This window comes from Sporosarcina sp. FSL K6-1508 (assembly GCF_038007465.1).
In the GTDB taxonomy this organism is placed as follows: Bacteria; Bacillota; Bacilli; order Bacillales_A; family Planococcaceae; genus Sporosarcina; species Sporosarcina psychrophila_B.
The window spans coordinates 3,802,290-3,826,489 of sequence record NZ_JBBOXF010000001.1 but is presented as its reverse complement, the minus strand read 5'-3'; the positions used below and the strand labels follow the sequence as shown (position 1 = coordinate 3,826,489).

The following is a 24,200-nucleotide window of genomic DNA, read 5'->3' as shown; positions in this document are numbered from 1 at the left end:
TGAAGGAGAGAAAGGAGAAAGAACATGCTAACCATGGAATTTGACTACGAAAAACTTGCGGAAGCATTACTTCCAAAGCTTCGTGAAGAAATGCAGCAAATCATGAAAGATGCATCACCGATGCGCAACTTGCCACCATTGCTCACTCGAGCGCAGCTGATGGATTTGTTGCACATTGGTCCAACAACGACTTCGGAGTTACTGAAAAGACCTGGATTCCCTGTTTGTCGAGAAATTGGAGTGTTGGTTCGTACAGACAAACTTTTCGAGTGGATTGATCGCCATACTCAATGGGCGGAAGACAACACGAGTTATTTCAATGTTGGGTGAGGGATTCATAAATCGCAACTATCTTCATTGATAAAGCGATAACTAGGGAGCAATACAAATCATCTATATAGGGGGGGAAAGAAAATGGAGGAGCGTATTGAACAACTTGAAAAGGAAGTTGAAGAGTTGAAATTAGTGGTCGCCGCTGTAACGACGACCGGTGTTGCATCACAGGTAAAAGCAGAATTAGAAAATGCATTTACTCGTTTGAATAAATATCTTTCGTAAAGGAGATGGAATGGAAATGGAAATCACAGTAAGCCACCAAAAAAATCTAATTGCTGCGGCTGATCAGATTATAACAGTACTGGTCAAGCACAACATACGGATTTTCGAAACAGAACAGGTAGTCGAAATTATGAAAGCGAAATTATCTAAAGAAAAGATTACCGGTCTTCGAGATACCATAACCCTTCGTTAGTCAATTTTGGATCTTGAAACGAAACGGTGAGTCCTTCATCAGCGCCGACCAACAACGTGAATCCCGTTGCTAAACGGAAATTCAGAGCGTGTTTCAATACTTCAGTGAAAGCTAATCCTGATAAATCATTGTGCCAGAAATCAATATCTTCGGGCTCGTCGTGAATGCCTTTTAGAGCAACTAGCAAAGCTTGATTGAAATCAATATCGTTTTCAAACATGTTTACACCCCCTTCATTGTCACTGTTCGACAGCGAGGGACAGAATACCTACTAAAAGGAGGAAATTCAATGGATAAATTACTGACAAGCAGCATTGAAATAACAAGTCTGGATATTGCGGAAATCGTAGGTAAGAAACATTTCCACATCATGCGAGATATTCGCAATGAAATTGATGAATTAGGTGATGAAGTGGGTGCATCCATTTTTGGATTGACCTCATACGCCGATTCTCAAAACAAAGAACAGCCCTGCTACACATTCGGTAAAGATGGCGCTATGCAACTAGCTTTAAAATATGACGCTATGACTAGATTCAGAGTTATTAAGCGTATAGAAGAGTTGGAGAATCAGTCAAGTCAACAGACGATACCGCAAGTTTCGTCTGCGGAGTTAATCGCGATGATCGCACAGCAAGGTTTAGAGCAAGAAAGACGAATAACGGTAGTAGAAGAAAAACAAGACAACATTGTAAGCATTCTTTCAATGGATGTTAAGGACTGGAGAAACCAAGCGAATCGGATCATCAATGCAATCGTAATGAAGCTTGGTGGTGGTGAATATTACCGAGAAGTCCGAAACGAAAGCTATCAACTGCTAGAAAGCCGAGGGGCATGTAATTTAGATATTCGACTTGAAAACAGGCACTCGAAAATGGCGTTAAGAGGATCTTCGAAAACGGCAATCAATAAGGTGACTAAATTGGATGTCATTGCAGAGGATAAAAAGCTTATCAGCGTTTATATAACAGTCATCAAGGAATTGGCGGTTAAGTATCAATTGAATCTAGCGAAATACCAACTAACTGAAACGGCGGGTGTGTAAGGATGTTGAAAAAACTAAGCGTAATCTCAGAAGGATACAGCTTCAATGCCGACGTTGAGGGGAACGAGATCGCAATAATTAATCTGCGAAGTTTTATAAGTGAAGACAGAGTGGATGTAGCAGAGATCGTTGCTTCTCGTGAAGCAATTGCCGAAATCATACGGATGTTAGAGCAAGTATCCGATTTGTTGGTGTAAAGCGAAGAGGGGCGGGCAAGCCCCTTGTTACACGGAGTTTTCGAAGCGCAGTATTTAGAGGTTGTAGGAGGGGTCTCACCTACAAGTTAACTATATAACAAGATTAGTTGAATCCATATTCCAATTCGGAATAACTGAACGGGGGAGAAATAGTGAATTACGGATCAATCTTAAAGGCATGCCGAGAACGGTCAGGGTTAAGCCAATCGGAACTGGCTTTCCGGCTGTTCATCAATCAATCGGATGTGTCTAAACTCGAAAACGGTTCAAAGGAACCGTCAATGTCAACCTTTCAGAAGTGGTCAACGGCGACGTCATCACCGGATGTATTAGTAGCATTCATCGCCGGAATGGACGGGTTGACAATACTAGCAAACGTATTAAGCACGATGGGTAGCGCAGTAACAGGATTTATCAATTTATTAATCTAGGAGGTTCATAGTGGACAACATCGAAATCGAACTAAAATTCATCCATCTAAATTTACTACTAGTCGAAAAACATCTGAATAACAACGATGTAGTACTAGCTGCAAATCGATTACAAGCTGCACTGAAACTCTTGAAAGAATTACAAGACACAAAAAAACCGACAGACACGGGAATGTCAATCGGCTGATGAATTAAAACTACTATCGTAATTATACCACAAAAGGGAGCGAATAACATGGCGAACAAACGAAATAGACAAAAGCAAATGAATTCATCTAAAACGATTGAAGGATTTGAAAGACACCTTCTTCAGCAATTGAAAAAATGGAATGATGTCCAAACGGCCGCAGGTTCGGTGAGAAATCAAGAAGCTATAAATAATATCTACTATTACAAACGAGTCCACGAAAACCTAAGGAATTTCTACTTTGATCTATAAACGACTGGAGCCTTGGCTCCTATCAAGAAGCCTGGGAGTCATTGAATGATTTCCTCCCAATCGAGCTGGTTACTCGAACCCGTTCCCGGGCTTCTTGATGGGATTCAACCATCTATTACAGAAAGGAGAATCAATATGCTGACATTAGCGGAAAAAGGTCAAATTGTACTCTACTTTGCACCAGTTCTTGCGTTTGTACTCGGGACGATGTGGCAGTATGCAACATGGCAATTAGAACAGGGTGATAAGGAATGAAGAAATCACTCAGCAAGTATTGCGGCGAATGCGAGAAAGACTTCGTACCCGGCGAAATTGTTTACTTCACTTGGTTAGAGAATCATTCGTTCTGCGGCAATTGCAAACGAAAATTGGTTCTAATCAATGATTGGGAAACAAGGCAGATACCGAAGCGAGGTGAGGAGTAATGGATCATCCAGACATCTTAAGCGCAATGCAATTCGGTTATCCAACAAACGATTACTTGGAACACGAACGTGATTACAACAGCGTCAATCATCCGGTAGTCGACGGTCATCCCAATGAAGATATATTCGGTTCTGAAATCAAGAACACTTCATCATACTTCATGGATGAAAAAGGACAAGCAGTCCACATCGAAAACATCCGGGACTATCTAACAGAAGTGGTCGGGGTTGTATTCTACGAAGCAAAATAAAAAACCCGCTGTTTGCGCAGCGAGTCAAATGTGGTCCCTATGAAATTCTATTACTCACATTGTACATAGGGACCACGAAAATTACAAGGGAGGGGCTAACATGCAAGCGGAAGTTTTGATTAGCACGGTAGACATGAATCGGCAGGAGTGGCTCGATGCACGAAAGAACGGTATTGGCGGTAGTGATGTTTCTGCAATCGCAGGACTGAACAAATGGAAATCTCCAGTCGGTGTTTATTTAGATAAGATTGGCGCATCGCCGGACGAAGATTCAGCTGGAGAAGCCGCATATTGGGGCAACGTTATGGAAGACGTCGTTGCACAAGAATTCAGCATCCGTACAGGGTTAAGAGTCAGGCGTCGAAATGCAATCCTTAAGCATCCTGAATATCCTTTCATGCTCGCCAACGTGGACCGTCTTATCGTCGGGAAGCGTGAAGGACTTGAATGTAAAACAGCGTCAGAGTATCTGAAAGGCAGTTGGGAAGACGAAGAGATCCCTGCAGCTTATCTATTGCAGATACAACACTACATGGCCGTCACTGGTTACGATGCATGGCATATCGCTGTATTAATCGGTGGCAACAAGTTTCTATATAAAAAGGTTGAACGGGATGAAGAGTTAATCAACTACCTAATCACGATTGAAAAGAATTTCTGGAAAGAAAACGTACTAAAACAAATACCTCCAATGTTCGATGGTTCGGATGCTTCGGTTGATTTATTGAAAGCACTGTATCCGGAATCAGTACCAGATTCAGAAGTACAGCTACCGGGTGATGCAGGAACCTTCATTGAAGCACTTGACGAAATTAGCGTCGAATTGAAGTCTATGGAATTACAAAAAAAGGAATACGAAAACCAAATCAAAGACATGATGAAGGACAACGAAAAAGCTTATTCCGGCGAACGTACTATCACATGGAAGTCCTATGACACAAATCGATTTGATTCTAAGCGCTTCAAAGTGGAGGAGCCGGATCTTTACAAAAAATACGTGAACACAACTACAGCTCGAAAATTCGTAATCAAATAGGAGGAAATCAATTATGTCGACAAAAGAAAACGTGAAGAACCAATTAGCTCAACGTGCTGCAGGTGGAGTACAGAAACAAGTTTCCCCAGAACAATCACTGAACTCTCTATTGAAGAGAATGGGACCAGAGATTCAAAGAGCCTTACCAAAACACTTGGATGCGGACCGTATCGCACGAATTGCTATGACAGCTGTTCGGACAACTCCAAAGCTTCTCGAATGTGATCAAATGTCTTTCATTGCAGCTATCATGCAATCGGCTCAACTTGGAGTCGAACCAAATACAGGACTCGGTCAAGCGTATCTGATTCCTTACGGCAAGCAAGTTCAGTTCCAGTTGGGATATAAAGGCCTCATTGATTTAGCGGTCCGTAGCGGTCAATACAAAGCTATCTACGCACATGAAGTTTACGAGGATGACGAATTTGAATTCACTTATGGTTTAACGAAAGACTTGATTCATAAACCGGCATCTGTCCCTACTGGCGAACCGGTCGGCTACTACGCTGTCTATCACCTCCAAAATGGCGGTTACGACTTCGTGTACTGGACAAGAGAGCGTATTGACATGCATGCCAAGAAGTTTAGTATGGCAGTGCAAAAAGGATGGACAAGCCCTTGGAAAACGAACTTTGATGCAATGGCGAAAAAGACTGTTCTGAAAGAAGTTCTGAAATATGCGCCTAAATCGATTGAGTTCCAAAAGTCGGTTGAAGCAGATTCAACGATTAAGAATGAAATTGCGAGAGATATGAGCGACATTATCGACGTTACGGATTATACGGTAATTGATGATGAGCCTGTAGTTGAGCAAGCGACCGAAGTGGAAACGAAGGGTAATAAGAAGTCGGTTGAAGAAGTAGCAAACAGCTTGGTGTGAGGGGGTAACCCCCTTCATGCTTTATGAAAAAATTAAGGAGAAGTGATTAACCATGAGTAATGTTAAATGGATAAAGCTAAGTACGCAGATGTTTGAGGATGAAAAAATAAAACTGATAGAACATATGCCGGACGCTGATACCATCCTCATTATCTGGGTTAAGTTGCTCTCGCAAGCAGGAAAAGCGAATGCGAACGGCTACATTTATTTGAGCGAAAACATCCCTTATACAGAAGAGATGTTAGCAACTATTTTTGGCAGACCGCTCAATACAGTCCGTATGGCTTTAGGTATTTTCAAGCAGTTTGGCATGATCGATATTGATGATAATCACTTTATAAATATAGAAAACTGGGAGAAGCACCAAAACGTTGCGGGGTTGGATAAAATCCGTGAACAAACTAGAAAAAGGGTTGCGAAACATCGTGAAGGTCAGAAATTAGAGTTACCGATACGCAATGTAACGTTACCTGTAACGCCGAGTAACGCAACAGAACTAGAACTAGAACTAGAACTAGATTTAGAACTAGAGAAAGAGAAAGAGATATTGTCCGATTCTCCGAATCAGGACGACGCCCCTCTCCCATATTCTGAAATCATTTCTTACTTGAACACAAAATGCATTACGAGATTCCGAGATACGACTGATAAAACCAGAACGTTGATTAAAGCAAGAATGAAAGAGAAGTTCACTCTTGATGATTTCATGAAAGTCATTGACAACAAATCTGCAGAATGGCTTGCAGACGAAAAGATGAATAAATTTCTTAGACCAGAAACATTGTTCGGGACAAAGTTTGAATCTTACTTGAATGAAAAGTGCGTTAGATCCGAAACGCCTACAACAAATCATCCAGACGGACTTGATTGGTGAAAAAGGAGGAAGGAATAATGCGGGCAGTAGCAGACGTAATGGGCCGTGTAAGTAATGCACGGATTGGAACAACTTCTGAAATTTGTTATGAGCACGAAGTACAGGCGAACGGAAAAGAATACGTGAAAGAGATTAAAAAGATTTCTTTTGACGGCGAAGTCTTCTGTCCTCTGTGCGAGAGGAATCGGACCACGCAAGAGCTAAGCGACCACGAAGACATGAAAATCAAGCAATCCATGAATCGACGTAATTACAATGCATTTCACAATCAAAGCGTGCTGACTGACATCGGGTTGCTTGATGCGTCATTTGGAAGCTATGAAGCTGGCGAACCCGAAACTGAAACAGCAGTAAATAAAAAACGAGCATTGGACGCATTCGACAATTATAAGCAAGGCAAAATGTTTAACACATGGTTCACTGGCGTCCCTGGTGTCGGCAAAAGCCACTTGGCCATGTCGATACTACGAAACTTGAATGAATCTGGTGAAAAGGACAAGAGTTGTTTGTTCGTGAGTGTCGACGAAATGCTTTCACGGATCCGTAACAGTTTCGATGATAAAGAAAGCCGATACACAGAACACTATTTTTCGAACTTGCTTTCTAGCGTCAATTTCCTAGTACTTGATGACTTAGGCGCTGAAACGGGAGCAACAGGAACAGATAAACGAGCATCAGATTTCACGATGCGGGTTCTCTACGCAATAGCTAACGGACGGCGCGATAAGTCAACAATCGTTACTAGTAATCTTTCAAAAGCTGAATTGGTGAAAATGTATGACGGGAAATTGGTATCACGCTTGATGGGTGCCATGTACAAGATCCATTTCAAAAATACCGTGGATAAGCGGATTCGGGAAGTTGAATTTTAGGAGGAATTTGAATGACTGAAAAAGTGAAATTGCCACAAGCGGTGGCTGAAGCGATTACAAGTATGCGAGATAGTGAAATATCGGATTTTGGAATTGTTGCTTTCGTTTCAAGATGGAACGGTGCAGAACCGGATGGAGCGAAAGTGATTCGGGATTGGTCCTTCCAAAATGATAGTGCAGGTAAATTGCTGAGTGCACTTGTGAATGGTTATGAAGTCGATCCGGAGTACAAGGTCGGGGATTGGGTTGCGCGAATAGATGGAAAAAACATTTATCCTAAAGGTGAAATCAAGGTTGTAGAAGTATTTGCGGGAATAGAGCGACTTGGAAAAAGGGAAATGGTAAGGCATGGGACAGATGGAGAATGGGGGATTCCTGTTGCTCAATTACGTCATGCTACTCCGAAAGAAATCAAAGCCGAACAGGAACGTCGAGTGTGGGCGGGGATTGGACGTGAAGTTGGGGAGTTTCGAGATGGGGATTTCGGCGAACACGTTAGCGGCAGGGAACAGTCAGAATCTCAAGAGTATTTAAGTGATTGGTATAAACGTGGAAGATTAAAAGGTTTCTACCCAGCCGAATCATTCATCAGTTTTGAGGAGGTTGAATCCAATGCCTAACCACATCATCAACAAACTAATCCTAACAGCTGGCGCGTGGAACAACACAGGATGCAAGGACAAGCATTTGGAACGACAATTCAACTCATTGCTCAACGAATTGCGGATCACGACAGGAACGACACCGGAGGGCGCAGTGAACATGCTCCTTTCGGAACTTGGCGAAGTGGAGGCGATGACGGCATGAAGATTGAAAGGGAAATCATTATACAGGAACTTCGGGCCATGAATGTGCAGTACGGACCGTTTGGACAAACGTTGCACCAAATGGACTATCGCTCTCTTGTTAGTTTACTAGCGGTGCAAAGGGCGGTGGCGGAATGATCATCCATAAACTCGAATGCACTGGCGGTCACATCTTTTTCCTGCCATTGCTGCCAATCAGTCTGAAACACTTTTCGAAATTAGAAGAAACATTATGCTGTCCACTTTGTGGCAGGCGTAGCGATCAAATTGTATTGCACGCACAAGAAATGAAAGTTGAGGCGACGGAATGAACTCGGTAAATCTAATCGGCAGATGGGTACGCGATAACGAAATGACGACAGTCGGGCAGCAAGGTACGCCGTTAGTTAAAAACACAATCGCAGTGGATCACCCGTTTAAAAAAGACAGCCCAAGCTTTTTGCGGGTTGTTATGTGGGGCAAAACGGGCGAACTTGCTAATCAATACACAGGTAAAGGCTCACAAATAGCGATTGAAGGGCATTTGGAGACAGGCAGCTACGACGATAAGGACGGTAAAAAAGTATTCACTGTCGAAGTCGTAGCAAGTCGCATCAAATTCCTTGATTCGAAAAACGAGTCTAGCAATCAATCTAACGGCTCTAATCAATCGGGACAGACAAATACTCAGAATCAACAACAGGACGCTCAGAATCGACGGGAAACACCACCGAACGACCCGTTTGATGCAGGTGGTGGACCGATAGACCCGTCTGATGATCTTCCTTTCTAGTTGCACGAAGCCATTGTGAACCGTTACGTCGCTATAAATATGCGTAGGAGGGTGATTGCGATGAGACAAAGAACTATTTGGTCGAACGAATTGGTAAGGTCCGAACTACTAAAATCTATAAAAATACTAGGCATAAAAAGAATGCCGAGTGCTGAAGAATTAAAATCTATCGGCAGGAATGACTTACATTGCAAAATTTCTAGGACTAAAAAATACAGTGGGTGGGCTGACAACCTTGGTTTAGAACTAAAAAGCTCTGAAACTAATTTAGGCCAAGAATTTGAAAAAGAAGTATCGAGATTGATTGATAATTTAGGGTTTGATGTCGTGAGAATGAGCACGAAGCACCCTTACGATATTTTGATTGAAAACAGCGTAAAGGTTGATGTGAAAGTAGCAAACCCTTATCTGTTAAGGGGTCAAAGTAGAGTGCACACATTTAATTTATCGAAAGTGAACCCTACGTGTGATATATACATTTGCGTGTTATTGGACGAAGAGGGGGACGACGAAAGAATATTGGTTATTCCGAGTCACCACGTCCGAAAACCGATGTTGAATATGGGTCGAAATAGTAAGTACAACGTGTACAATGGCAAGTTTGATTACATCCGGCAGTATGTCGATTTCTTTAAAGCTATTAGTTAAAGTTCTGAGTCTATGAAACTTTGAAAGGGTGAGTGGATTGGAAAAACGATATCACTACATCACGCCGAATGATTATGAAACAGCTGAGCAAAACGGAATAAATTATGTTGCATTAAGTCAACGGGTGCGGGATTACGGATGGGATATTGATAGAGCGATTACCGAGCCTTTAAAAGTTGGAGTCCCGTTTCAGCCGGTTTGGGAACAGTGGGAGAAAATCGCGACTGAAAACGGCATATCGAAAGACTTGTTTTATCAGCGAATCAAAGTTAATAAATGGGATGAGAAAAGGGCTGCAACTCATTCATTAATGGCAGGCAAGCATTTGCGTATTGGGTGGACGAAAGAAGAACGCGAAATTGCAGAGCGTAACGGTTTATCTGCCAATCATATGAACCTAGTAATCACTCGAATTAACAAGCTTGGATGGTCGAAAGAGCGAGCGTTGAACACTCCCAAAATATCGTTAAAAGAACAGGCTAAACGGATTGCGGAAGGCACTAGGAAATATCACAGGGAACGGGGCGTAAATAGTGAATCTAACAAAACTGTTTGAAATGCAGAAGGTGCTTGATGAACGGATCGTACGTGAAAAAGGGCTAGAAGGACGTGACACGCTTCCCGAGAAGATCCTTGCATTACAGGTTGAATTAGGCGAATGCGCGAATGAATGGCGTGGGTTTAAGTTTTGGAGTGAGGATAGGGAGCCGAGGAAATTCGTTCCTAATCCAGATGATAAGTGTGCATCTTGCGATGGCACAGGTTTATCAAAACCAGAATTAGGTTTCGAAGAACAACCATTCTGCCATGGTTGCGATGGATGCGGGGTTCACTTTCACAATCCACTCCTCGAAGAATACGTTGACTGTCTGCACTTCATCTTGTCGATTGGAAATGATTTGGGGTTAGGTGATAGAGGTTACACACCGAACGAAGGCTATTGTGAAATTATTAAAAGCTTAGGAATTAAGAAGATATTGATTGGTCTAATGTCGACACCCGTGAAATTAGTCAATGGCCTTCATGAGAAAAGAGAGTTCCAATCAATTTATTCAGAGATCATTATAGGATTTCAGATGCTTGGGGAACTGCTCGGCTTCACTCCAGATCAAATCGAACAAGCTTACTACGCAAAGAATGAAATCAATCACGTCAGGCAGCAGGAGGGATACTAATGGACGCATGTAATCGTTGCGGCAGAGAACTTAAAACGCAGAAGTCGATTGATGATGGTTATGGTCCTGTCTGTAAGAAAAAACAGGCTGCAGAAGATGCGGAGTTTGAAAGAATTCAAATCACGCTTGATGAGGTTGTTGAGTCGGGGGTGGCGATTTGAGGAATGTTCAAAGGGTTCCTAGTAGACCAAGGGCGCCGAAACAACCGCGTCAATACAATTCAAAGACTACTGTAATCGACGGCATTACGTTCGATTCATTGACCGAGGGAGCTTATTACGTTCACTTGAAAAAAGATCAGTCTATCAAACTGATTGAGGTTCAACCGGAGTTTCAGATTATCAAGCCGTACAAGGTTGCTTGTAAACGTTGTGCAGGAACTGGTAGGCGTCCGAGTCCTAAAACGGGTAATCCTATCAATTGTGATTTATGCAACGGAAAATGCAAGCGTGTGAAGTCTGGGGCTAAGTATACTGCGGACTTTAGGGTTACTTACTTCGATGGATTTGTTGAGGTGATTGATATTAAAGGTGGTCCTGTTGGGCGGGATTTCCCTTTGCGACAGAAACTGTTCGAACTGAAAACTGGCATGGAATTGATTGTTATACGGTTGAAAAATAAGGAATGGGTGAGGGAATGATAAAGGGTTATGTTGTATCGGAAAATGTGGGTTATGAAACAAGCGTATTGGTATTTGCGGAAACGGCAAATCAAGCCAAAAGCATAGCTAACGCAAGAGAAGAAATGGATTCCTTTGACTATATTGACTTGAGAGCAAATCGAGCGAAATTTGCGGATGGTCACGAAAATGACGACGAAAGTGATTTACAGATGCTGCTTATCAGAAACGGTTGGTGGTTTGAAATAGACGGTCATATTATCGATTCTGAAAATGTTGACGAAATGATTGCGCAAGGGATTATTTAAGGAGGATGAGGGCAATGAATCAACGTCCGTGGTGGTTGTTGACTCGTTTAGAAGGTGTGCAGCGTGCTTGGGTGTATGACCAGTTTTGGGGGAAAGAACTGAATCGGATGTTGAAACAAGGATGGAAGGTTGTGCCGGAATGAGTTTAATTACATTTCCAGAAGGTATCGTGGTCATCGTAACGGGTGTGCTGTTGATGCTGTCGGGTTATGCGTATGGGCGGTTGAGTAAGTGATTGGTAGTAACGAGTTGACACAAACTGTGAAGTGAGAGGGTTGTATTTATGCCGATAATTAAAAACGATGACGGAACAGTATCTGTTGAATTTGGCACAGGTGATATTAAAATCGGTTCTGGGATGATGTTCGATGAAGAACGTGGATTAGTAACTTTCATCGAACAAGAACCTAAGCCTATAGGATATTACGAAAAGCAAGCAGAAAAACAAGTTGATTTGGCTGTATATCCTGTACATTTAGTTTTCAAAAATACTGACAGTTTGGATGTTTTAATTGAACGATTAATTAAAACACGTAAATATATGACTGGAGAATTAGACGTCTGGAATGACTGATACACAGTACGACCATAAGACGAAGGAGATAACCGAATGACTGCATATCAAGAAATAATCAAGCTATTACCCCAGTTACCGTTTGAGGTGCTGAAAGATATTGAAAGGCGTACCGGTGATTGGATGTGGAGCGGTGGCAATGAGGATGATCCGTATATTCATCAGCAGTTAAGGTATGCCAAACGATTTGTTAAGGAGTGACGGAGTAGATACAAAAGGCGAAGCAGGAAGGGGATTATTATGAGTGGTGTAATTAAAGAAGTCGTGCAAACAGCAAGGCGAGATTATATTTGTGACGATTGCCTAAAGCCTATTGTTAAAAGGTCTAAATACAATTATTTGTTTGGCTCAGCTTTCAAAGGAGATAAACCATATAGCATTAGAATCTGTCAAACATGTAAGCCAATTACTTCGTAGTACGGATAAACAGTTAAGGAGTGATAATCATGGTGCAGCAACTTACTATTTTTGATGCGGTGCCAACAATAGCGTTTGAGCTTGGTGACATGGTTGAGGTCGTTGTGAATGTTGAAGAAAAAGAAGTTGAGGATTATTACTATCTCAAATTGTATGAGGGGTCGAAGGGACGAATTGTGAAGTTTTTACCTAAACGGCAGTATGAGGTTTTGTTTGCGAAGTCTAATCAGATTAGGATATTTCGGCATGGTGAATTGAGGAGGAGTGAGTGGGATGAATAATGATCATGAGCGAGAAAAGTTTAAAAGATTGATGGAGGGCTTTTCGTTCGCTGTGTATGCGAATGCTTTAGCGGAAATGGGGAAAATCAACTCTCGAAAAAATATGTCTGAAATGTCTGGAGAATCTAAGATGTCTCGTCAATATTTAGAGCATCATCCGAGCATTGAAACGGATATTACGGACGAGGACATGCTGCTGTTGCAGATTGATATGGCCCTTGATTCGGGGGATATGGAGATGTTCATGCAGTTGACGAATGAGTTGAAAGGTATGGGGGTGCTGGTGTGATTCACGCAAAAGAACAAAAGCGTGTGTTACTTGATGACGTTGATATTGATTGGGTGTTTACTGAGCGAGAAACGGAAGTATTCAAAGCAATGTGGGAAGCGGATATGGGCATGGATAGCATCGCGGAAGAGTTAGGACGCAAGCCTTTGGAAATCGGGTTGCTGATTATTGAACAGGCTGAACTTGGGGAAATACAGATTCGGCAGCAGGGGATATTTGGGCAATAAAAAAAGACAGGATTCCTCCCGTCCTTGGCAGACTGATTATAACACAAGGAGGGGTCCTGGTGAATAAAGACATTACTTTTAATACGGATGCATTATTGTTAGGAATTGGTATAATGGAACTACCAATGAACTGTGTGGTGGTTATTTCGGAGGGGATTGCTAAAGTTAGAGAGCTACCAGAACATGGTGAATATAGGATTGTTACGCATCAAGGGAAGATTAAGAGGATGCGAAGGGAAGAAGGGGAAGAGTTCTGATAAAGGTTTTGATAGCTATTCTATTAGTATATGGAATATTAATATTGCTATCATTTGGCAACAACACTATATCTAAATTTATGTGGATACCTTATCTTATTTTATTTTTCAGAATGATTGAAGTGTCTTCTGGAAAAAGAAAGAAACGTGTGAAGGAAAGAGGGAAAGGAATTTTGAGTTTTTTTAAAACGATGTTTGTGAGAAAGTCTAGCGTGCTTAAAGGTCCATTTTTAATAGGGCACGATAGAGATAAAATAGAACAGATGATAGATATATTAATCCGAGAAATCGACCAAAAAGAAGATCTAACTAAAAAAAGGGTAGCAGATTTTAATGAACTGGATTTAGAAGTTATGATGGCGCATATTACGGCTAAATCAGAATGGATGAAGGCGATACAATTCGCAATTGCATGTATAGCGATCTTGTTTGTTTCTCTGACTGGATTCTTCAGGGTGATTGATGGTGATGTCATTAAAGTGTATATCCTTATCGGTTTTACCGCTATTATAAGTCTCACGTGTATCGAATTCACTTGGAGAAATCGATTGATGAATTACGCATATTTAAAAGAATTATTGTTAATTTATAAGAACGAAAAGTTTAAAGTGAAATAATTAGAACCCCTGGCCAACCAGAGGACAACGATGATTACAGCATTACGTTGTGTCACTTGTTGTCCCCTGAAGCATTGGGAGAAGATTGTGACGCATCAAGGGAGAGTTCGGCGGATGCGGAGGGAAGAAGGGGAAGAGTTTTGAGTAAAATTGAAAACAATACTTCGATAAGTGAGTTAAAAGCACAACTTAGTGAAATGAAAAAATTACTAAGTAACAAAAAATTACTTCAATCACTAGGAGTTAAACCAATTCAAAAAGCGAAACTTACTAGTGATGTAAGAAAGTTCGAAAGGGAATTTGAATCCATTTTCGCTGTACCAGACAATTTCAATAGAGCATTTAAAGATACAGGTTGGATTGCTTATGAGTCTTTGAGCGTTGAAATAATGGAAGAAAGCATAAGAATAGCTGGCGATAGTGGAACTGATAATGCCGAGCAATTTCTAGCTGATTATTATACTGACAAAGAAAAAATAAATTACTTATGTATGAGAGCTAAGAGAAGATTAGGAGAAAGATCAACGTTATTCAAAGATGCATTAAGCGATCATTTTGACAAGAATTATTATTCGTGTATCCCGCTTTTTTTGATGATAATTGATGGATTTGTTAACGAAGAAGAGGCTACAGGATTTTTTGCGGAAAGTACAGATTTTATTGCATGGGATTCGATTGTTGGCCATGAGACTGGACTAAAAGAAGTGTCAAAATTGATGTCCAAAACTAGAAGAAAAACCAATGTTGAGGAAATTAAAATTCCCTATAGAAATGGTATTTTACACGGTAGGGATTTGAATTATGCAAATCCCTTTGTTTCAAGTAAATTATTAGCTGTAATTTTTTCTCTTATGGATTGGATAGAAGCTAAAAAGAAAATGAAATCTGGAGAAACAAAAGAGGCGTATACACCCCCTACTTTTGAAGAAACTTTTTCTTCACTATCGAAGTTTGCTGAAACTAGAGTGAAATTGAACGAGCAGCAAGTCCTAATTGATGAATGGAAGAAAAGAGATATTGAAGTCGGAGTTTCGGTTCCGAAGAACGGGGAAGTTGAAGAATTTGAGGAAGGCACACCCGAAAAATGTTTGATTGAAGTATTCAAATACATTAATGATAACAACTTTGGTTATTTAGTGGATAGAATATTTTATGATTCGAGACAAACGACAAAGGCTAAAAAGGCTGGCGAAATAAAGGAACTGTTAAAAGATATTGTCATTATTAGTTACGAGATACAAGAAATACAGGATGAGGCTCCTGCGGTAACTGAGATTACAGTAAAGGTTAACTTGGAGGTCAACGGCAATATCAAGTCTGTAGATGAGAAGTTCAGACTTATTTACTCAGATAACGAGCAAAATCCTTTTGTTCGGGGGGGAACAGAAGGCACTTGGAGAGTAATTGATAATTTTCCATTTCGATGGGAGCTAATTGAACACGGAATAAAATAGTCCCCCTGGCCAACCAGAGGACAACGATTGATTACAGCATTGCGCTGTGTCATTTGTTGTCCTCTTTTTTGTTGCCTTTTAATGATTACAACTTTTGCACCTGAATAGCGGAAATTTCACAACCAGGAGGGGTTTTCATGTTGAGTTGGGCAGATAAGATGATTCCAGAATATATCAAGGGCAGGCAGGATTTAAAGAAGCGAGCGGATCAAGTAGATAGAGATAATTCGATTGAAATGAATGATTTAAAGCAGCTCAACAGCATGATTGATAGTATGACATATTCGCTTGAATGGATGACTACCGGACGACAGCCGAACACTTATCGAGGGGTCGATGAAAAGGCTGTTTATCAGAGGCGTTCGTATGAGAATATTGATTTGATTCCGGATATAGCAGAGCAGTTGGAAGAGAATGATGTAAATAAAAAGCATCTGTTTATGACTAGGGAAGAGAAGGTTATTTTAGCAGATATTCTTTCTTCTTTTTCGTTGAGAGAACGACAGTGTTACATCCTCCATGTTGGGCAAAAGAAGAGTATGTCAGAAATTGCATACGAGCTAGGAGTTAGCAAAAGCATGGTCCAACAATCCATACGCAGAGCCAAAAGTAAGATTGAAGAAAGAATGGATAAAAAGTCTATGATATACGCTTGATATACGAAGTCTGCATATATGAGGGGGAGAATTAAAGAGGGGGTGCGTGCGAGCGACATAACCCCTCTTACCAGCCCCGATACATACGAGTGATAAAATAGAGGTATATCCCCTTTTATGATGAATAATGTCATAGGAGGTGCATAATGGACGTAATTATTGAACCGTTGAAAGAAGCGTTTACAAAGATGGGTATGCAGATTATCAGTCTCGCATTAATTATCACAGTATCCTATGTTGTTGTGTATTTGCTGTTAAGCGTTATTAAAGCACCGGTGGTACTGAGGAAATCTGTTTCGTTGTTAGTTACAGCTGCAGTGTCGTATTACGCATATGTGGAAATATTTTTAACAGTGTGAGTGCCATCGTTTCGATGGTGCTTTTATTTATTAAAGGATTTATACCTTATTTGGCGAATGTTGTCAGTAGGAGGTGAAGGTTCATGACTAAAGAATTGCATGTAACATATGAATATGCAAACGGTAATGCTGATAGTTTCACCATACAATCCGACAATATAGACGTCGACAAAATGGAGTACTTAATTGCTACGAAAACCAACGAAAATGATTGGACGAAATTCACAAACCATAATGGGGTAGAAGTACACATTCGTAATTCTGCGGTAATCAAAATAGAAATCGAAGTGGTTGATTCTGGTGATGAATAAATACTAATCAGATATTTATTCGGCATCTCTTCGGAGGTGCTTTTTCTATACTTAATCGGTGCAGGCTTGCCAAGGATACTAATTCTGGGTGGAAACATTTGAAACAAATTCCTGGTGGAAACGACAGCGAGGTTCGATTCCTCGGCCGATTATATAAGGTGAACTAAGTAATTAACATAAGCGGGGTGTAGGTGATATGTAGATGCCAAATTGGGAAGAGATTCAGAAAGAATGGGAAACAACAAAAATAACGCTTGCTGCATTAGCTGAAAAGCATGATGTGAAACTTGGTACATTGAAGAGCAGGAAAAGTCGTGAAGCTTGGGTAAGAGGTCCATCTAAGAAAGATGCAACCAAAAAACAAAAGGATGCCAAAAGGATGCAACCGAAAGAGGCCATTGTAGAGTCGGATGATTTAACCGATAAGCAGAGGCTTTTTTGTATTTACTACATTAAGTATTTCAATGCGACTAAAGCTTATCAGAAGGCTTATGAGTGCGACTACATGACAGCTCAATCAATTGCTTACAGGGTGATGGGGAATGATGGAGTGAAAGCGGAAATTCAGAGGTTGAAAGAACACCGATTGAATGAAGCTTACTTCGATAAATATGATGTGCTTCAAAAGTACAAAGACATCGCATTCGCTGACATCGGTGATTATGTTAAATCGGATGATGGTTATCTCGTCTCACTTAAGCCGTTAGAAGAAGTTGATACTTCAATAGTAAGTGAGATTAGTAATACCGAGAATGGCCCGAAATTGAAGTTGGCTGATAAAATGAAGGCTTTGGAGATGTTAGCGAAATACACTGATCTTCTATCTGATAACGATAAGAAGCGATTGCAAGAAGAGAAACTTAAAGCTGATATTGCTAGAACGAAAGCTGAAATCGAGAAGCTAAGTGGCGATAACGACGAAGGTCCAATCGAAATCATGATCAGCCGAAAGGGTGGTCGCTAATGGTTCAAATAGAGAAAGAAGTGAATCCTCATTTCGAGGATTTTTTGTTTGACTGGAATCAAAAGTTTCAGTTCTTGGTTGGCGGTTATGGTTCATCGAAAAGCTATCACGTTGCATTGAAGCTAATCCTAAAGCTATTAAGTGAGAAGCGTACTGCCTTGGTTGTTCGCGAAGTCTATGACACTCACAGGGATTCGACGTTCTCTCTGCTAGAAGAAATCATAAATGATTTGGGATTAGACCATAAAATACGTTGCGTGTCGTCTCCTATGCAAATACGCTTCCCGAATGGCAGCAAGATCATCTTTAAAGGAATGGACAAGCCCGCAAAGCTGAAATCCATTAACAATGTATCTATTGTCTGGATTGAAGAATGTTCAGAGGTTAAGTATGACGGCTTTAAAGAGTTGATAGGCCGCTTAAGGCACCCGACGCTAAAGCTTCACATGATTCTATCGACTAATCCCGTCAGTAAAGGGAACTGGTCGTATAAGCATTTCTTTAAAGATGAAATGAATAAATTCTTTGTGCTGGATGACGAGGATTTATACAAAACTAAAACCATTGTTGTCGGCAACACTTATTATCATCATTCAACAGCTGATGATAATTTATTTTTGCCTGAAAGCTATATAGAGCAACTGGATGAACTGAAAATACATGACCCAGACCTCCACAGGATTGCCCGTAAGGGGCGATTCGGTGTTAACGGTAAGTTGGTATTGCCGCAGTTCGAAGTGCATTCACACGACAAGGTCATGGATGCTATCAGAGCAATCGACGGTCCTGTCATGAAGAATGGTATGGACTTCGGGTTCGTGGATTCCTACAATGCACTAATCAGAATGGCAATTGATCATAAGGAAAAGTATCTCTATATTTACTGGCAGTATTACAAAAACGATATGACGGATGATAAAACCGCTGAGGCCTTAAAGGATCTCAAAGATGTATTGATAAAGGCTGATAGCGCCGAACCGAAGACCATCCGTTTTTTCAGACAGCTAGGATTCAGAATGAAGGCAGCTAAGAAATTTGCCGGTTCAAGGCTTCAATACACGAAAAAAGTGAAGCGGTTTAAGAAAATCATTTGCTCTGATGAATGCCCGGATGTGATGAGGGAATTAAAGGACCTAACTTTCAAGGTCAGTAAAGATGGGGAAATAATTGAGGATGAATTCAATATTGATCCCCATACATTTTCCGCTATCTGGTACGGGTTAGATGACTATGAAGTCGCTACTTTAAAAGGGCATGGAGTTACAAGGAAAGTGAGGTGAGACAATGCGCGAATACATTCCATACATCAGAGATAACGGCATGGACGGCGACCTACTTGCTGATATCATCGGTCGACACAAAACAGAGCGCGAGCGAATGATGAATCTTTATGAACGATACAAAGCGGCTGTTGAAGGCGTGCCAATCTTGAAACGTAGCGCTATTAAGTACGATAGCTTCGACAACGACTCTATCAAGCGAATCGACGACAAGGTAAACAATAAATTAAACAACTCGTTTGATGCTGAAATTGTTGATACGAAGGTCGGGTATTTATTCGGTCATCCGATTGCCTATCATATTGATGATGATAAAACACTGGAAGATACGATTAGCCAATTCGCCAAACGAAACAACCTAGAAGATGCAGATTCAGAAGTCGGTAAGAAGGCAGCGATTTGCGGTTATAGTTCCCGTCTCTTGTATATCGGTAAGGACGGTAATGAACGAATGAAGAATGTTGATCCTTGGGAATCCATTATCTTATCAGAATCAGATATTTCCGAACCGACCTACGGCATTCGTTATTATCAATCAACTTCCGTTGAAAAGGGCGAGCGAAAAACGACGTGGGAAGCAGAGTTTTATGACGATGAATACACCTGGTTCTTCCGACAAGGTGGTAAAGGGAGTTATGAGCTGTACGATCTTCAAATTCATTTATTCGATTACTGTCCGCTATTCGGTATCCCGAACAACGAGGAAATGCAGGGTGACGCCGAGAAGGTATTGAAGCTGATTGATGCATACGACAGGACCTTTTCTGATGCGTCGAATGAGATTGAGCAATATCGATTGGCTTATCTTGTATTGCGCGGTGTAGGGCTCGATGAAGAGGGCAAGGAAGAGCTCAAACGGTCTGGTGTATTCCAACTGATGGACAAAGAAGAAGACGTAAGTTACTTGACCAAAGACGTGAATGGCCAATTAATTGAGGACCATCTGAATCGATTGGAAATGAACATCTTGCGGTTTGCAAAGTCAGTTAACTTCTCGGACGAAGCATTCGGCGGCAATGCAAGTGGGGTTGCACTTAAATTCAAGCTCATGGCTCTAGAGAATAAATCAATCGTTATGGAACGTAAGTTCAGCGCGGCATTGAGGTATCAGTTCAAGGTGTTGTGCAGTGCTTGGGCAAAGCGGATGGATATCCAATTAGACGATTACCTTGATATCATTTTCCGGTTTAAACGAAATCTACCTATGAATATTCTTGAAGAAGCGCAGGCTTCGTTGCAATTGAAAGGCATCATATCTGAGTCCACACGGCTTTCAATGCTGTCGTTTATTGATGACATTGCGCATGAATTGATGCACATGGAAGAAGAACGCAGTCGGTATATAGATCTTGATAATATTCCGGATGATGAATCGAAAGGGGAGAAAGTCCATGAATCTTAGAGGTTTAACGGTAAGAATCATTTATCGCGATGGACGAATTGCATACAAGTGTCCCTTAACGAGACGTTGGTCAATCAGAGGTCTGAGGGAGGGGAGTTGTAAATGAAAGGTGCAGTAACGATACCTAAGTGGGTATATGTCATCTTGATGGCGGGAGTGATTTTAAACACCTTGAATTTCGTATACAAAAATGTGAATGACGAGCCTAAAATCCATATCCATTACTACGATGAGAGGTGAATCTGATGAATATTGAAGAGTTTAAGAAAAGGTATGTTGCGAGTCTTAAAGGTGTCACTTGGGATGGCGAACAAATAGAGGTAACGGATCTCGAATTAATTAAACTGTTTGCCTCGAATGTAGTTGTTTCGGAATTCTATGAAGAAGAGGCGAGGAAAGAAAAAGGAAGGATTTGATCCTATCTCGGTTCGCTACTCCGTTATGTAGCTACAATCCAAATGAAAAGGAATGATAATGATGGAGAATTATGAGGTGTTACATTACGCCATTGAAGCGCTGGAAAGTATCAGGGCGGAAGACGCTGAGATTGTACAGATGGAAAACACCAAGTACGATGACGGTTCTGTTTGCTTCACTGTTAGCGTGACGTTTCCGGCTAAAATAAAGGTTAAGGAGGATGGAAATGAAGAATCTAGCGGAATTGAAGGATAAAGAAAATATCAAGACAGAAATATACGCTCTCTCTTCAATAAGAGAAGCACTTCATGGAGATGGCAAACACGCTGAGGGGACCGTCATTACGAACGTCCAAAAGCGACTACAAGACTTAGTAAATGAAACGAACAGTGAAAAGGAAACGACTTCGAGTTTACGTAACACAACTGTAAAAGTTAATTTCGAAAGTCTTGGTACTGGTATTGATAAATTCAAGGCAGAAATTAATAAGTATCTGTACGAAGCGGCAGGAGTGGCATTTCCGGCAATTAAAAAAGATGAAGAACTCACTGAAATGGTGAAGGAAATGAGTAAAACGGGTGCAGTGACAATTGTTGAGGCGGTTCCCCTATTAAAAGTAGGTGTCGGATTTGCTGATACGCCTCGCGAACAACTCAAAACTGTATTGCATGTGATTGCGGATAGGGTGGCAAGTGAATGTCAAGACCTTGATAAACTTAATGACGAGGGAAGGCTTCGTGAATTATCTTACTTAATCGACGCGTATGGCAGCCTATATAGCAAGTTACTTTAACTGTCGTTAAGCACCGACATTAAATAGGCTTATTTATTTTGCACTTATAGGGCGATGAACTGTAAGGGCACAAGGAGGAATTATCAATGACATTAGAAGAAATTAAAGCGTTTCTAGCGGCAAATAAAGACACGGCGGATGTTAAGGCCTATCTTGATGAACTTTCGGCGGTATCGGCAGATAAAGTCAAAGGGTATCTAGAACAGCCCGAAGGTAAGCAATTGATCCAACCGATGATTCAACCACTCGTTGATGCACAGGTAACAAAAGGGATTGAGACGTTCAAGACGAACAATCTCCCGACGTTGATAGAGGACGAAGTGAATAAACGCAACCCATCGAAATCACCTGCTGAAATCGAATTGGAGAAACTACGTAATCAGTTTGAAGACTCGGAGAATGCGCGTACTCGCGAAACGCTTAAAAACAAAGCGTTATCAATTGCGGGAGAAAAGAAGCTTCCGACAGGCTTGCTTGATTATTTCCTTGGGAAAGACGAAGAAACGACAGTTGCTAACCTCGCTGCGTTAGAAGCTGAATTTACTGCCGGTATCCAAGCGGGCGTTGATGCGAAGTTTAAGGCAGGCGGTCGAGACTTTAACGCAGGCGGCAGCAGTAGAGCAAACGCGGGAGAGTACGGCAAGAAAATTGCAGAAGGAATGGCAAAGAGTAACGAGGGTCTTGAAGATGCTCGCAAATCTTATTTTGAATAAGGAGGAAATCATAAATGAGTAAATTTGTTGAAACGAAGTATACGAATACAAAAGGAATCTTGAAATTCCCGGACCATTATGTGAACGTGTCTGTCACGGTGAGCGATGCAGGCGTTACAGCAGTTGATGGCAAGAAAATTGTTCCTGCAGGCACTATCCTTGGTGGTGGGTTTCTAGCGGATGATACTGCTAAGGCGGTAAAAGTAAATGATGGAACAGCTGAGGGTGTTCTGTTCAACGATACGGACGTTACTTACGGTCCGGCTCCTGGTGCAGCAATGCTTCACGGTTTTGTGGCTCTCGGTAAACTACCAGAAGCACCAACTGTAGAAGCAATCGCGGCACTAACACAAATTACATTTTTGAAATAAGAGAGGATTGATGATAAATGCCGACAATTTATGACTTGGTCAATGCAGAAAACATTGCAACTTACTATGAAAATAACCCTTCAAATAGCGTTCCGTACCTGGGAGCTACACTGTTCCCAGCGAAGAAACAACTAGGTCTAGACCTAAGTTGGATTAAAGGTGCAAACGGCTTACCCGTCGCGCTGATGCCTTCTGAATTCGATGCAAAAGCTACTGTTCGTGATCGCATTGGATTTGATAAGATTCAAACAGAGATGCCGTTCTTCAAGGAATCAATGGCAGTCGGAGAAAGAGACCGTCAAGAGTTGAATCGCCTGCTTGCTTCTAATCTTGACGGTGCAACTCAGGTAGTCATCCAAAACATTTACGACGACGTTTCTAATCTTGTGAAAGGTGCAGATGTTCAACCAGAACGAATGATTATGCAATTACTTTCTAAAGGCAAAATTGCGATTCGTGCTAACCGTCTTGATTATGACTATGACTACAAAATGAAAGACGAACACAAAGAAGAGCTGCTTGCGGGAGCGAAATGGAGCGCGGCGGATTCGACTCCAATCCAAGATATCATGAAGTGGCAGGATACTGTTGAAGACGATACAGGAGCACGTCCAACAAACGCTATCATGACGCGTAAGACATTTGGGTACCTGCTTAACCATAAGAGTATCCGACTTGATATGAATCCCCTTGGTGGTCAGAACATCATCATGACGGATTCAATGCTGAAACAATATTTACAGACCAAGTTTGGTTTGTCTATCGCTGTTTACAATAAAAAATACCGCGCGGAAGACGGGTCTCTTCACAATTTCTATCCAGACGACTACATTACTCTTATTCCAGACGGTAATTTAGGTAACACATTTTACGGGACGACGCCGTCAGAAAGTGACTTAATGACAGGCGGAACATCAGCTGATGTCCGTATCGTTAATACAGGCGTCGCAATCACGACTGTTAAAGAGACGGATCCCGTGAACGTTATGACCATCGTAAGCGAGATTGTTATGCCGAGCTTCGAAACGTTAGACAACATTTTCGCGGCAAAAGTTAACTAAGAGGGGACTTGTTCCTCTCTATTTTTATTGAAAGGGGTCAATTCGATGCCTGACTACAATGTTACATTCACCAGACACGTCAAATTTAATGAAGATCGTTATAAGACCGGTGATTCGCTGATTGTTTCAGAAGATGAATATACCGAACTATTAAAGGTTGGAGTCATTAGTGAAGCGGAAGCAATTGCGAAACCGGATGCGCCAGCTAAAAAGAAAACAGGTAAGTAA

At 41.3% G+C, this 24,200-nt stretch carries 49 protein-coding genes; 48 read left to right on the top strand and 1 reads right to left on the bottom strand.

What is annotated here, in order from left to right; all coding sequences use genetic code 11:
- The first annotated feature begins 24 nt into the window (after positions 1–24).
- From MKZ11_RS19700 to MKZ11_RS19690, 3 genes are all read left to right on the top strand, one after another.
- Positions 25–330 carry a DNA-binding protein gene (locus MKZ11_RS19700; protein ID WP_340796054.1) on the top strand — a complete coding sequence of 102 codons (306 nt, stop codon included), beginning with the start codon at positions 25–27 and terminating at the stop codon, positions 328–330.
- An 84-nt stretch (positions 331–414) separates the two neighbouring features.
- On the top strand, positions 415–558 hold the full coding sequence (locus MKZ11_RS19695; RefSeq protein ID WP_340796053.1) for a hypothetical protein: 144 nt from the start codon (positions 415–417) through the stop codon (positions 556–558).
- A gap of 16 nt (positions 559–574) precedes the next feature.
- Positions 575–751 (top strand): hypothetical protein, encoded by a 177-nt coding sequence (locus MKZ11_RS19690; RefSeq protein ID WP_340796052.1) that lies wholly within the window; start codon positions 575–577, stop codon positions 749–751.
- On the opposite strand, the gene MKZ11_RS19685 is transcribed toward MKZ11_RS19690, so the two are convergent.
- Positions 717–971, bottom strand: coding sequence for a hypothetical protein (locus MKZ11_RS19685; protein WP_340796051.1), 255 nt, complete (start codon positions 969–971; stop codon positions 717–719). The genes MKZ11_RS19690 and MKZ11_RS19685 overlap by 35 nt on opposite strands.
- A 69-nt stretch (positions 972–1,040) precedes the next feature.
- Here MKZ11_RS19685 and MKZ11_RS19680 point away from each other — a divergent pair, with 69 nt between their 5' ends.
- From MKZ11_RS19680 to MKZ11_RS19460, 45 genes are all read left to right on the top strand, one after another.
- Complete coding sequence (locus tag MKZ11_RS19680) at positions 1,041–1,796, top strand: Rha family transcriptional regulator (RefSeq protein ID WP_340796050.1); 756 nt, start codon at positions 1,041–1,043, stop codon at positions 1,794–1,796.
- A gap of 5 nt (positions 1,797–1,801) precedes the next feature.
- Positions 1,802–1,993 (top strand): hypothetical protein, encoded by a 192-nt coding sequence (locus MKZ11_RS19675; RefSeq protein ID WP_340796049.1) that lies wholly within the window; start codon positions 1,802–1,804, stop codon positions 1,991–1,993.
- A 152-nt stretch (positions 1,994–2,145) separates the two neighbouring features.
- Positions 2,146–2,424 carry a helix-turn-helix domain-containing protein gene (locus MKZ11_RS19670; protein ID WP_340796048.1) on the top strand — a complete coding sequence of 93 codons (279 nt, stop codon included), beginning with the start codon at positions 2,146–2,148 and terminating at the stop codon, positions 2,422–2,424.
- A gap of 10 nt (positions 2,425–2,434) precedes the next feature.
- On the top strand, positions 2,435–2,611 hold the full coding sequence (locus tag MKZ11_RS19665) for a hypothetical protein (RefSeq protein ID WP_340796047.1): 177 nt from the start codon (positions 2,435–2,437) through the stop codon (positions 2,609–2,611).
- A gap of 48 nt (positions 2,612–2,659) precedes the next feature.
- Positions 2,660–2,863: a hypothetical protein gene (locus MKZ11_RS19660; protein ID WP_340796046.1), complete on the top strand. Its 204-nt coding sequence runs from the start codon at positions 2,660–2,662 to the stop codon at positions 2,861–2,863.
- Between the two features lie 45 nt (positions 2,864–2,908).
- Entirely contained in the window at positions 2,909–3,118 is a 210-nt protein-coding gene (locus tag MKZ11_RS19655; protein ID WP_340796045.1) for a hypothetical protein, read from the top strand.
- Between the two features lie 169 nt (positions 3,119–3,287).
- On the top strand, positions 3,288–3,539 hold the full coding sequence (locus tag MKZ11_RS19650; protein ID WP_340796044.1) for a YqaI family protein: 252 nt from the start codon (positions 3,288–3,290) through the stop codon (positions 3,537–3,539).
- A 100-nt stretch (positions 3,540–3,639) separates the two neighbouring features.
- Entirely contained in the window at positions 3,640–4,575 is a 936-nt protein-coding gene (locus MKZ11_RS19645; protein WP_340796043.1) for a YqaJ viral recombinase family nuclease, read from the top strand.
- 13 nt (positions 4,576–4,588) lie between these two features.
- Entirely contained in the window at positions 4,589–5,455 is an 867-nt protein-coding gene (locus MKZ11_RS19640) for a recombinase RecT (RefSeq protein ID WP_340796042.1), read from the top strand.
- Between the two features lie 52 nt (positions 5,456–5,507).
- The gene (locus tag MKZ11_RS19635) at positions 5,508–6,329 is read left to right on the top strand and encodes a phage replisome organizer N-terminal domain-containing protein (protein ID WP_340796041.1); all 822 of its coding nucleotides are present in this window, start codon (positions 5,508–5,510) and stop codon (positions 6,327–6,329) included.
- Positions 6,330–6,346: 17 nt separating this feature from the next.
- Positions 6,347–7,201 carry an ATP-binding protein gene (locus MKZ11_RS19630; RefSeq protein WP_340796040.1) on the top strand — a complete coding sequence of 285 codons (855 nt, stop codon included), beginning with the start codon at positions 6,347–6,349 and terminating at the stop codon, positions 7,199–7,201.
- Positions 7,202–7,212: 11 nt separating this feature from the next.
- Positions 7,213–7,821 carry a hypothetical protein gene (locus MKZ11_RS19625; protein WP_340796039.1) on the top strand — a complete coding sequence of 203 codons (609 nt, stop codon included), beginning with the start codon at positions 7,213–7,215 and terminating at the stop codon, positions 7,819–7,821.
- Complete coding sequence (locus MKZ11_RS19620; protein WP_340796038.1) at positions 7,814–8,008, top strand: hypothetical protein; 195 nt, start codon at positions 7,814–7,816, stop codon at positions 8,006–8,008. The genes MKZ11_RS19625 and MKZ11_RS19620 overlap by 8 nt, the downstream gene beginning before the upstream one ends.
- On the top strand, positions 8,005–8,145 hold the full coding sequence (locus MKZ11_RS19615; protein ID WP_340796037.1) for a hypothetical protein: 141 nt from the start codon (positions 8,005–8,007) through the stop codon (positions 8,143–8,145). Before MKZ11_RS19620 ends, MKZ11_RS19615 begins: the two co-directional genes overlap by 4 nt.
- Positions 8,142–8,318, top strand: coding sequence for a hypothetical protein (locus tag MKZ11_RS19610; RefSeq protein WP_340796036.1), 177 nt, complete (start codon positions 8,142–8,144; stop codon positions 8,316–8,318). The genes MKZ11_RS19615 and MKZ11_RS19610 overlap by 4 nt, the downstream gene beginning before the upstream one ends.
- Positions 8,315–8,779, top strand: a complete 465-nt coding sequence (locus MKZ11_RS19605; protein ID WP_340796035.1) for a single-stranded DNA-binding protein — start codon at positions 8,315–8,317, stop codon at positions 8,777–8,779. The genes MKZ11_RS19610 and MKZ11_RS19605 overlap by 4 nt, the downstream gene beginning before the upstream one ends.
- Positions 8,780–8,839: 60 nt before the next feature.
- Positions 8,840–9,427, top strand: coding sequence for a hypothetical protein (locus tag MKZ11_RS19600; protein ID WP_340796034.1), 588 nt, complete (start codon positions 8,840–8,842; stop codon positions 9,425–9,427).
- Between the two features lie 37 nt (positions 9,428–9,464).
- On the top strand, positions 9,465–9,983 hold the full coding sequence (locus MKZ11_RS19595) for a hypothetical protein (protein WP_340796033.1): 519 nt from the start codon (positions 9,465–9,467) through the stop codon (positions 9,981–9,983).
- A complete protein-coding gene (locus MKZ11_RS19590; protein ID WP_340796032.1) occupies positions 9,961–10,602 on the top strand; it encodes a dUTP diphosphatase in 642 nt (213 codons plus the stop codon). The genes MKZ11_RS19595 and MKZ11_RS19590 overlap by 23 nt, the downstream gene beginning before the upstream one ends.
- Complete coding sequence (locus MKZ11_RS19585) at positions 10,602–10,763, top strand: DUF6011 domain-containing protein (RefSeq protein WP_340796031.1); 162 nt, start codon at positions 10,602–10,604, stop codon at positions 10,761–10,763. The genes MKZ11_RS19590 and MKZ11_RS19585 overlap by 1 nt, the downstream gene beginning before the upstream one ends.
- Positions 10,760–11,242 carry a DUF1064 domain-containing protein gene (locus MKZ11_RS19580; RefSeq protein ID WP_340796030.1) on the top strand — a complete coding sequence of 161 codons (483 nt, stop codon included), beginning with the start codon at positions 10,760–10,762 and terminating at the stop codon, positions 11,240–11,242. Before MKZ11_RS19585 ends, MKZ11_RS19580 begins: the two co-directional genes overlap by 4 nt.
- Positions 11,239–11,529, top strand: a complete 291-nt coding sequence (locus tag MKZ11_RS19575; RefSeq protein WP_340796029.1) for a hypothetical protein — start codon at positions 11,239–11,241, stop codon at positions 11,527–11,529. Before MKZ11_RS19580 ends, MKZ11_RS19575 begins: the two co-directional genes overlap by 4 nt.
- Positions 11,530–11,543: 14 nt before the next feature.
- Positions 11,544–11,672 (top strand): hypothetical protein, encoded by a 129-nt coding sequence (locus MKZ11_RS19570; protein WP_340796028.1) that lies wholly within the window; start codon positions 11,544–11,546, stop codon positions 11,670–11,672.
- 140 nt (positions 11,673–11,812) lie between these two features.
- A complete protein-coding gene (locus MKZ11_RS19565; RefSeq protein ID WP_340796027.1) occupies positions 11,813–12,103 on the top strand; it encodes a hypothetical protein in 291 nt (96 codons plus the stop codon).
- 36 nt (positions 12,104–12,139) lie between these two features.
- Positions 12,140–12,304 (top strand): DUF6877 family protein, encoded by a 165-nt coding sequence (locus MKZ11_RS19560; protein WP_340796026.1) that lies wholly within the window; start codon positions 12,140–12,142, stop codon positions 12,302–12,304.
- 245 nt (positions 12,305–12,549) lie between these two features.
- Positions 12,550–12,801, top strand: coding sequence for a hypothetical protein (locus MKZ11_RS19555; RefSeq protein ID WP_340796025.1), 252 nt, complete (start codon positions 12,550–12,552; stop codon positions 12,799–12,801).
- Complete coding sequence (locus MKZ11_RS19550; RefSeq protein WP_340796024.1) at positions 12,794–13,090, top strand: IDEAL domain-containing protein; 297 nt, start codon at positions 12,794–12,796, stop codon at positions 13,088–13,090. The genes MKZ11_RS19555 and MKZ11_RS19550 overlap by 8 nt, the downstream gene beginning before the upstream one ends.
- Positions 13,087–13,317 carry a helix-turn-helix domain containing protein gene (locus MKZ11_RS19545; RefSeq protein ID WP_340796023.1) on the top strand — a complete coding sequence of 77 codons (231 nt, stop codon included), beginning with the start codon at positions 13,087–13,089 and terminating at the stop codon, positions 13,315–13,317. The genes MKZ11_RS19550 and MKZ11_RS19545 overlap by 4 nt, the downstream gene beginning before the upstream one ends.
- Before the next feature lie 56 nt (positions 13,318–13,373).
- Complete coding sequence (locus MKZ11_RS19540; RefSeq protein ID WP_370570015.1) at positions 13,374–13,574, top strand: XtrA/YqaO family protein; 201 nt, start codon at positions 13,374–13,376, stop codon at positions 13,572–13,574.
- Positions 13,575–13,747: 173 nt separating this feature from the next.
- On the top strand, positions 13,748–14,191 hold the full coding sequence (locus MKZ11_RS19535; protein ID WP_340796022.1) for a hypothetical protein: 444 nt from the start codon (positions 13,748–13,750) through the stop codon (positions 14,189–14,191).
- Positions 14,192–14,331: 140 nt separating this feature from the next.
- Positions 14,332–15,645 carry a hypothetical protein gene (locus MKZ11_RS19530; RefSeq protein ID WP_340796021.1) on the top strand — a complete coding sequence of 438 codons (1,314 nt, stop codon included), beginning with the start codon at positions 14,332–14,334 and terminating at the stop codon, positions 15,643–15,645.
- Positions 15,646–15,782: 137 nt separating this feature from the next.
- The gene (locus MKZ11_RS19525; protein WP_340796020.1) at positions 15,783–16,301 is read left to right on the top strand and encodes a sigma-70 family RNA polymerase sigma factor; all 519 of its coding nucleotides are present in this window, start codon (positions 15,783–15,785) and stop codon (positions 16,299–16,301) included.
- Between the two features lie 146 nt (positions 16,302–16,447).
- The gene (locus MKZ11_RS19520; protein WP_340796019.1) at positions 16,448–16,660 is read left to right on the top strand and encodes a hypothetical protein; all 213 of its coding nucleotides are present in this window, start codon (positions 16,448–16,450) and stop codon (positions 16,658–16,660) included.
- A gap of 83 nt (positions 16,661–16,743) precedes the next feature.
- On the top strand, positions 16,744–16,971 hold the full coding sequence (locus MKZ11_RS19515; protein ID WP_340796018.1) for a hypothetical protein: 228 nt from the start codon (positions 16,744–16,746) through the stop codon (positions 16,969–16,971).
- Between the two features lie 202 nt (positions 16,972–17,173).
- Positions 17,174–17,935 carry a terminase small subunit gene (locus MKZ11_RS19510; RefSeq protein WP_340796017.1) on the top strand — a complete coding sequence of 254 codons (762 nt, stop codon included), beginning with the start codon at positions 17,174–17,176 and terminating at the stop codon, positions 17,933–17,935.
- Complete coding sequence (locus MKZ11_RS19505) at positions 17,935–19,215, top strand: PBSX family phage terminase large subunit (protein WP_340796016.1); 1,281 nt, start codon at positions 17,935–17,937, stop codon at positions 19,213–19,215. Before MKZ11_RS19510 ends, MKZ11_RS19505 begins: the two co-directional genes overlap by 1 nt.
- Before the next feature lie 4 nt (positions 19,216–19,219).
- Positions 19,220–20,617: a phage portal protein gene (locus tag MKZ11_RS19500; protein WP_340796015.1), complete on the top strand. Its 1,398-nt coding sequence runs from the start codon at positions 19,220–19,222 to the stop codon at positions 20,615–20,617.
- A gap of 102 nt (positions 20,618–20,719) precedes the next feature.
- Positions 20,720–20,857: a hypothetical protein gene (locus MKZ11_RS19495; RefSeq protein WP_340796014.1), complete on the top strand. Its 138-nt coding sequence runs from the start codon at positions 20,720–20,722 to the stop codon at positions 20,855–20,857.
- 5 nt (positions 20,858–20,862) lie between these two features.
- Entirely contained in the window at positions 20,863–21,033 is a 171-nt protein-coding gene (locus MKZ11_RS19490) for a hypothetical protein (RefSeq protein ID WP_340796013.1), read from the top strand.
- A gap of 61 nt (positions 21,034–21,094) precedes the next feature.
- Complete coding sequence (locus tag MKZ11_RS19485; protein WP_340796012.1) at positions 21,095–21,289, top strand: hypothetical protein; 195 nt, start codon at positions 21,095–21,097, stop codon at positions 21,287–21,289.
- Complete coding sequence (locus MKZ11_RS19480) at positions 21,261–21,827, top strand: hypothetical protein (protein ID WP_340796011.1); 567 nt, start codon at positions 21,261–21,263, stop codon at positions 21,825–21,827. Before MKZ11_RS19485 ends, MKZ11_RS19480 begins: the two co-directional genes overlap by 29 nt.
- Positions 21,828–21,913: 86 nt before the next feature.
- The gene (locus MKZ11_RS19475) at positions 21,914–22,540 is read left to right on the top strand and encodes a DUF4355 domain-containing protein (protein ID WP_340796010.1); all 627 of its coding nucleotides are present in this window, start codon (positions 21,914–21,916) and stop codon (positions 22,538–22,540) included.
- Between the two features lie 14 nt (positions 22,541–22,554).
- Entirely contained in the window at positions 22,555–22,911 is a 357-nt protein-coding gene (locus tag MKZ11_RS19470; protein ID WP_340796009.1) for a hypothetical protein, read from the top strand.
- A 17-nt stretch (positions 22,912–22,928) separates the two neighbouring features.
- Entirely contained in the window at positions 22,929–23,972 is a 1,044-nt protein-coding gene (locus MKZ11_RS19465) for a major capsid protein (RefSeq protein ID WP_340796008.1), read from the top strand.
- Between the two features lie 45 nt (positions 23,973–24,017).
- Positions 24,018–24,200, top strand: a complete 183-nt coding sequence (locus MKZ11_RS19460; protein ID WP_340796007.1) for a DUF7210 family protein — start codon at positions 24,018–24,020, stop codon at positions 24,198–24,200.

Coding starts and splice junctions, on each gene's coding strand:
- MKZ11_RS19700 (WP_340796054.1), top strand. CDS start 25: ATGCTAACCATGGAATTTGACTACGAAAAACTTGCGGAAGCATTACTT.
- MKZ11_RS19695 (WP_340796053.1), top strand. CDS start 415: ATGGAGGAGCGTATTGAACAACTTGAAAAGGAAGTTGAAGAGTTGAAA.
- MKZ11_RS19690 (WP_340796052.1), top strand. CDS start 575: ATGGAAATCACAGTAAGCCACCAAAAAAATCTAATTGCTGCGGCTGAT.
- MKZ11_RS19685 (WP_340796051.1), bottom strand. CDS start 971: ATGTTTGAAAACGATATTGATTTCAATCAAGCTTTGCTAGTTGCTCTA.
- MKZ11_RS19680 (WP_340796050.1), top strand. CDS start 1,041: ATGGATAAATTACTGACAAGCAGCATTGAAATAACAAGTCTGGATATT.
- MKZ11_RS19660 (WP_340796046.1), top strand. CDS start 2,660: ATGGCGAACAAACGAAATAGACAAAAGCAAATGAATTCATCTAAAACG.
- MKZ11_RS19655 (WP_340796045.1), top strand. CDS start 2,909: ATGATTTCCTCCCAATCGAGCTGGTTACTCGAACCCGTTCCCGGGCTT.
- MKZ11_RS19650 (WP_340796044.1), top strand. CDS start 3,288: ATGGATCATCCAGACATCTTAAGCGCAATGCAATTCGGTTATCCAACA.
- MKZ11_RS19645 (WP_340796043.1), top strand. CDS start 3,640: ATGCAAGCGGAAGTTTTGATTAGCACGGTAGACATGAATCGGCAGGAG.
- MKZ11_RS19640 (WP_340796042.1), top strand. CDS start 4,589: ATGTCGACAAAAGAAAACGTGAAGAACCAATTAGCTCAACGTGCTGCA.
- MKZ11_RS19635 (WP_340796041.1), top strand. CDS start 5,508: ATGAGTAATGTTAAATGGATAAAGCTAAGTACGCAGATGTTTGAGGAT.
- MKZ11_RS19630 (WP_340796040.1), top strand. CDS start 6,347: ATGCGGGCAGTAGCAGACGTAATGGGCCGTGTAAGTAATGCACGGATT.
- MKZ11_RS19625 (WP_340796039.1), top strand. CDS start 7,213: ATGACTGAAAAAGTGAAATTGCCACAAGCGGTGGCTGAAGCGATTACA.
- MKZ11_RS19620 (WP_340796038.1), top strand. CDS start 7,814: ATGCCTAACCACATCATCAACAAACTAATCCTAACAGCTGGCGCGTGG.
- MKZ11_RS19615 (WP_340796037.1), top strand. CDS start 8,005: ATGAAGATTGAAAGGGAAATCATTATACAGGAACTTCGGGCCATGAAT.
- MKZ11_RS19610 (WP_340796036.1), top strand. CDS start 8,142: ATGATCATCCATAAACTCGAATGCACTGGCGGTCACATCTTTTTCCTG.
- MKZ11_RS19605 (WP_340796035.1), top strand. CDS start 8,315: ATGAACTCGGTAAATCTAATCGGCAGATGGGTACGCGATAACGAAATG.
- MKZ11_RS19600 (WP_340796034.1), top strand. CDS start 8,840: ATGAGACAAAGAACTATTTGGTCGAACGAATTGGTAAGGTCCGAACTA.
- MKZ11_RS19585 (WP_340796031.1), top strand. CDS start 10,602: ATGGACGCATGTAATCGTTGCGGCAGAGAACTTAAAACGCAGAAGTCG.
- MKZ11_RS19575 (WP_340796029.1), top strand. CDS start 11,239: ATGATAAAGGGTTATGTTGTATCGGAAAATGTGGGTTATGAAACAAGC.
- MKZ11_RS19570 (WP_340796028.1), top strand. CDS start 11,544: ATGAATCAACGTCCGTGGTGGTTGTTGACTCGTTTAGAAGGTGTGCAG.
- MKZ11_RS19565 (WP_340796027.1), top strand. CDS start 11,813: ATGCCGATAATTAAAAACGATGACGGAACAGTATCTGTTGAATTTGGC.
- MKZ11_RS19560 (WP_340796026.1), top strand. CDS start 12,140: ATGACTGCATATCAAGAAATAATCAAGCTATTACCCCAGTTACCGTTT.
- MKZ11_RS19555 (WP_340796025.1), top strand. CDS start 12,550: ATGGTGCAGCAACTTACTATTTTTGATGCGGTGCCAACAATAGCGTTT.
- MKZ11_RS19550 (WP_340796024.1), top strand. CDS start 12,794: ATGAATAATGATCATGAGCGAGAAAAGTTTAAAAGATTGATGGAGGGC.
- MKZ11_RS19525 (WP_340796020.1), top strand. CDS start 15,783: ATGTTGAGTTGGGCAGATAAGATGATTCCAGAATATATCAAGGGCAGG.
- MKZ11_RS19520 (WP_340796019.1), top strand. CDS start 16,448: ATGGACGTAATTATTGAACCGTTGAAAGAAGCGTTTACAAAGATGGGT.
- MKZ11_RS19515 (WP_340796018.1), top strand. CDS start 16,744: ATGACTAAAGAATTGCATGTAACATATGAATATGCAAACGGTAATGCT.
- MKZ11_RS19510 (WP_340796017.1), top strand. CDS start 17,174: ATGCCAAATTGGGAAGAGATTCAGAAAGAATGGGAAACAACAAAAATA.
- MKZ11_RS19505 (WP_340796016.1), top strand. CDS start 17,935: ATGGTTCAAATAGAGAAAGAAGTGAATCCTCATTTCGAGGATTTTTTG.
- MKZ11_RS19500 (WP_340796015.1), top strand. CDS start 19,220: ATGCGCGAATACATTCCATACATCAGAGATAACGGCATGGACGGCGAC.
- MKZ11_RS19495 (WP_340796014.1), top strand. CDS start 20,720: ATGAAAGGTGCAGTAACGATACCTAAGTGGGTATATGTCATCTTGATG.
- MKZ11_RS19490 (WP_340796013.1), top strand. CDS start 20,863: ATGAATATTGAAGAGTTTAAGAAAAGGTATGTTGCGAGTCTTAAAGGT.
- MKZ11_RS19485 (WP_340796012.1), top strand. CDS start 21,095: ATGGAGAATTATGAGGTGTTACATTACGCCATTGAAGCGCTGGAAAGT.
- MKZ11_RS19480 (WP_340796011.1), top strand. CDS start 21,261: ATGAAGAATCTAGCGGAATTGAAGGATAAAGAAAATATCAAGACAGAA.
- MKZ11_RS19475 (WP_340796010.1), top strand. CDS start 21,914: ATGACATTAGAAGAAATTAAAGCGTTTCTAGCGGCAAATAAAGACACG.
- MKZ11_RS19470 (WP_340796009.1), top strand. CDS start 22,555: ATGAGTAAATTTGTTGAAACGAAGTATACGAATACAAAAGGAATCTTG.
- MKZ11_RS19465 (WP_340796008.1), top strand. CDS start 22,929: ATGCCGACAATTTATGACTTGGTCAATGCAGAAAACATTGCAACTTAC.
- MKZ11_RS19460 (WP_340796007.1), top strand. CDS start 24,018: ATGCCTGACTACAATGTTACATTCACCAGACACGTCAAATTTAATGAA.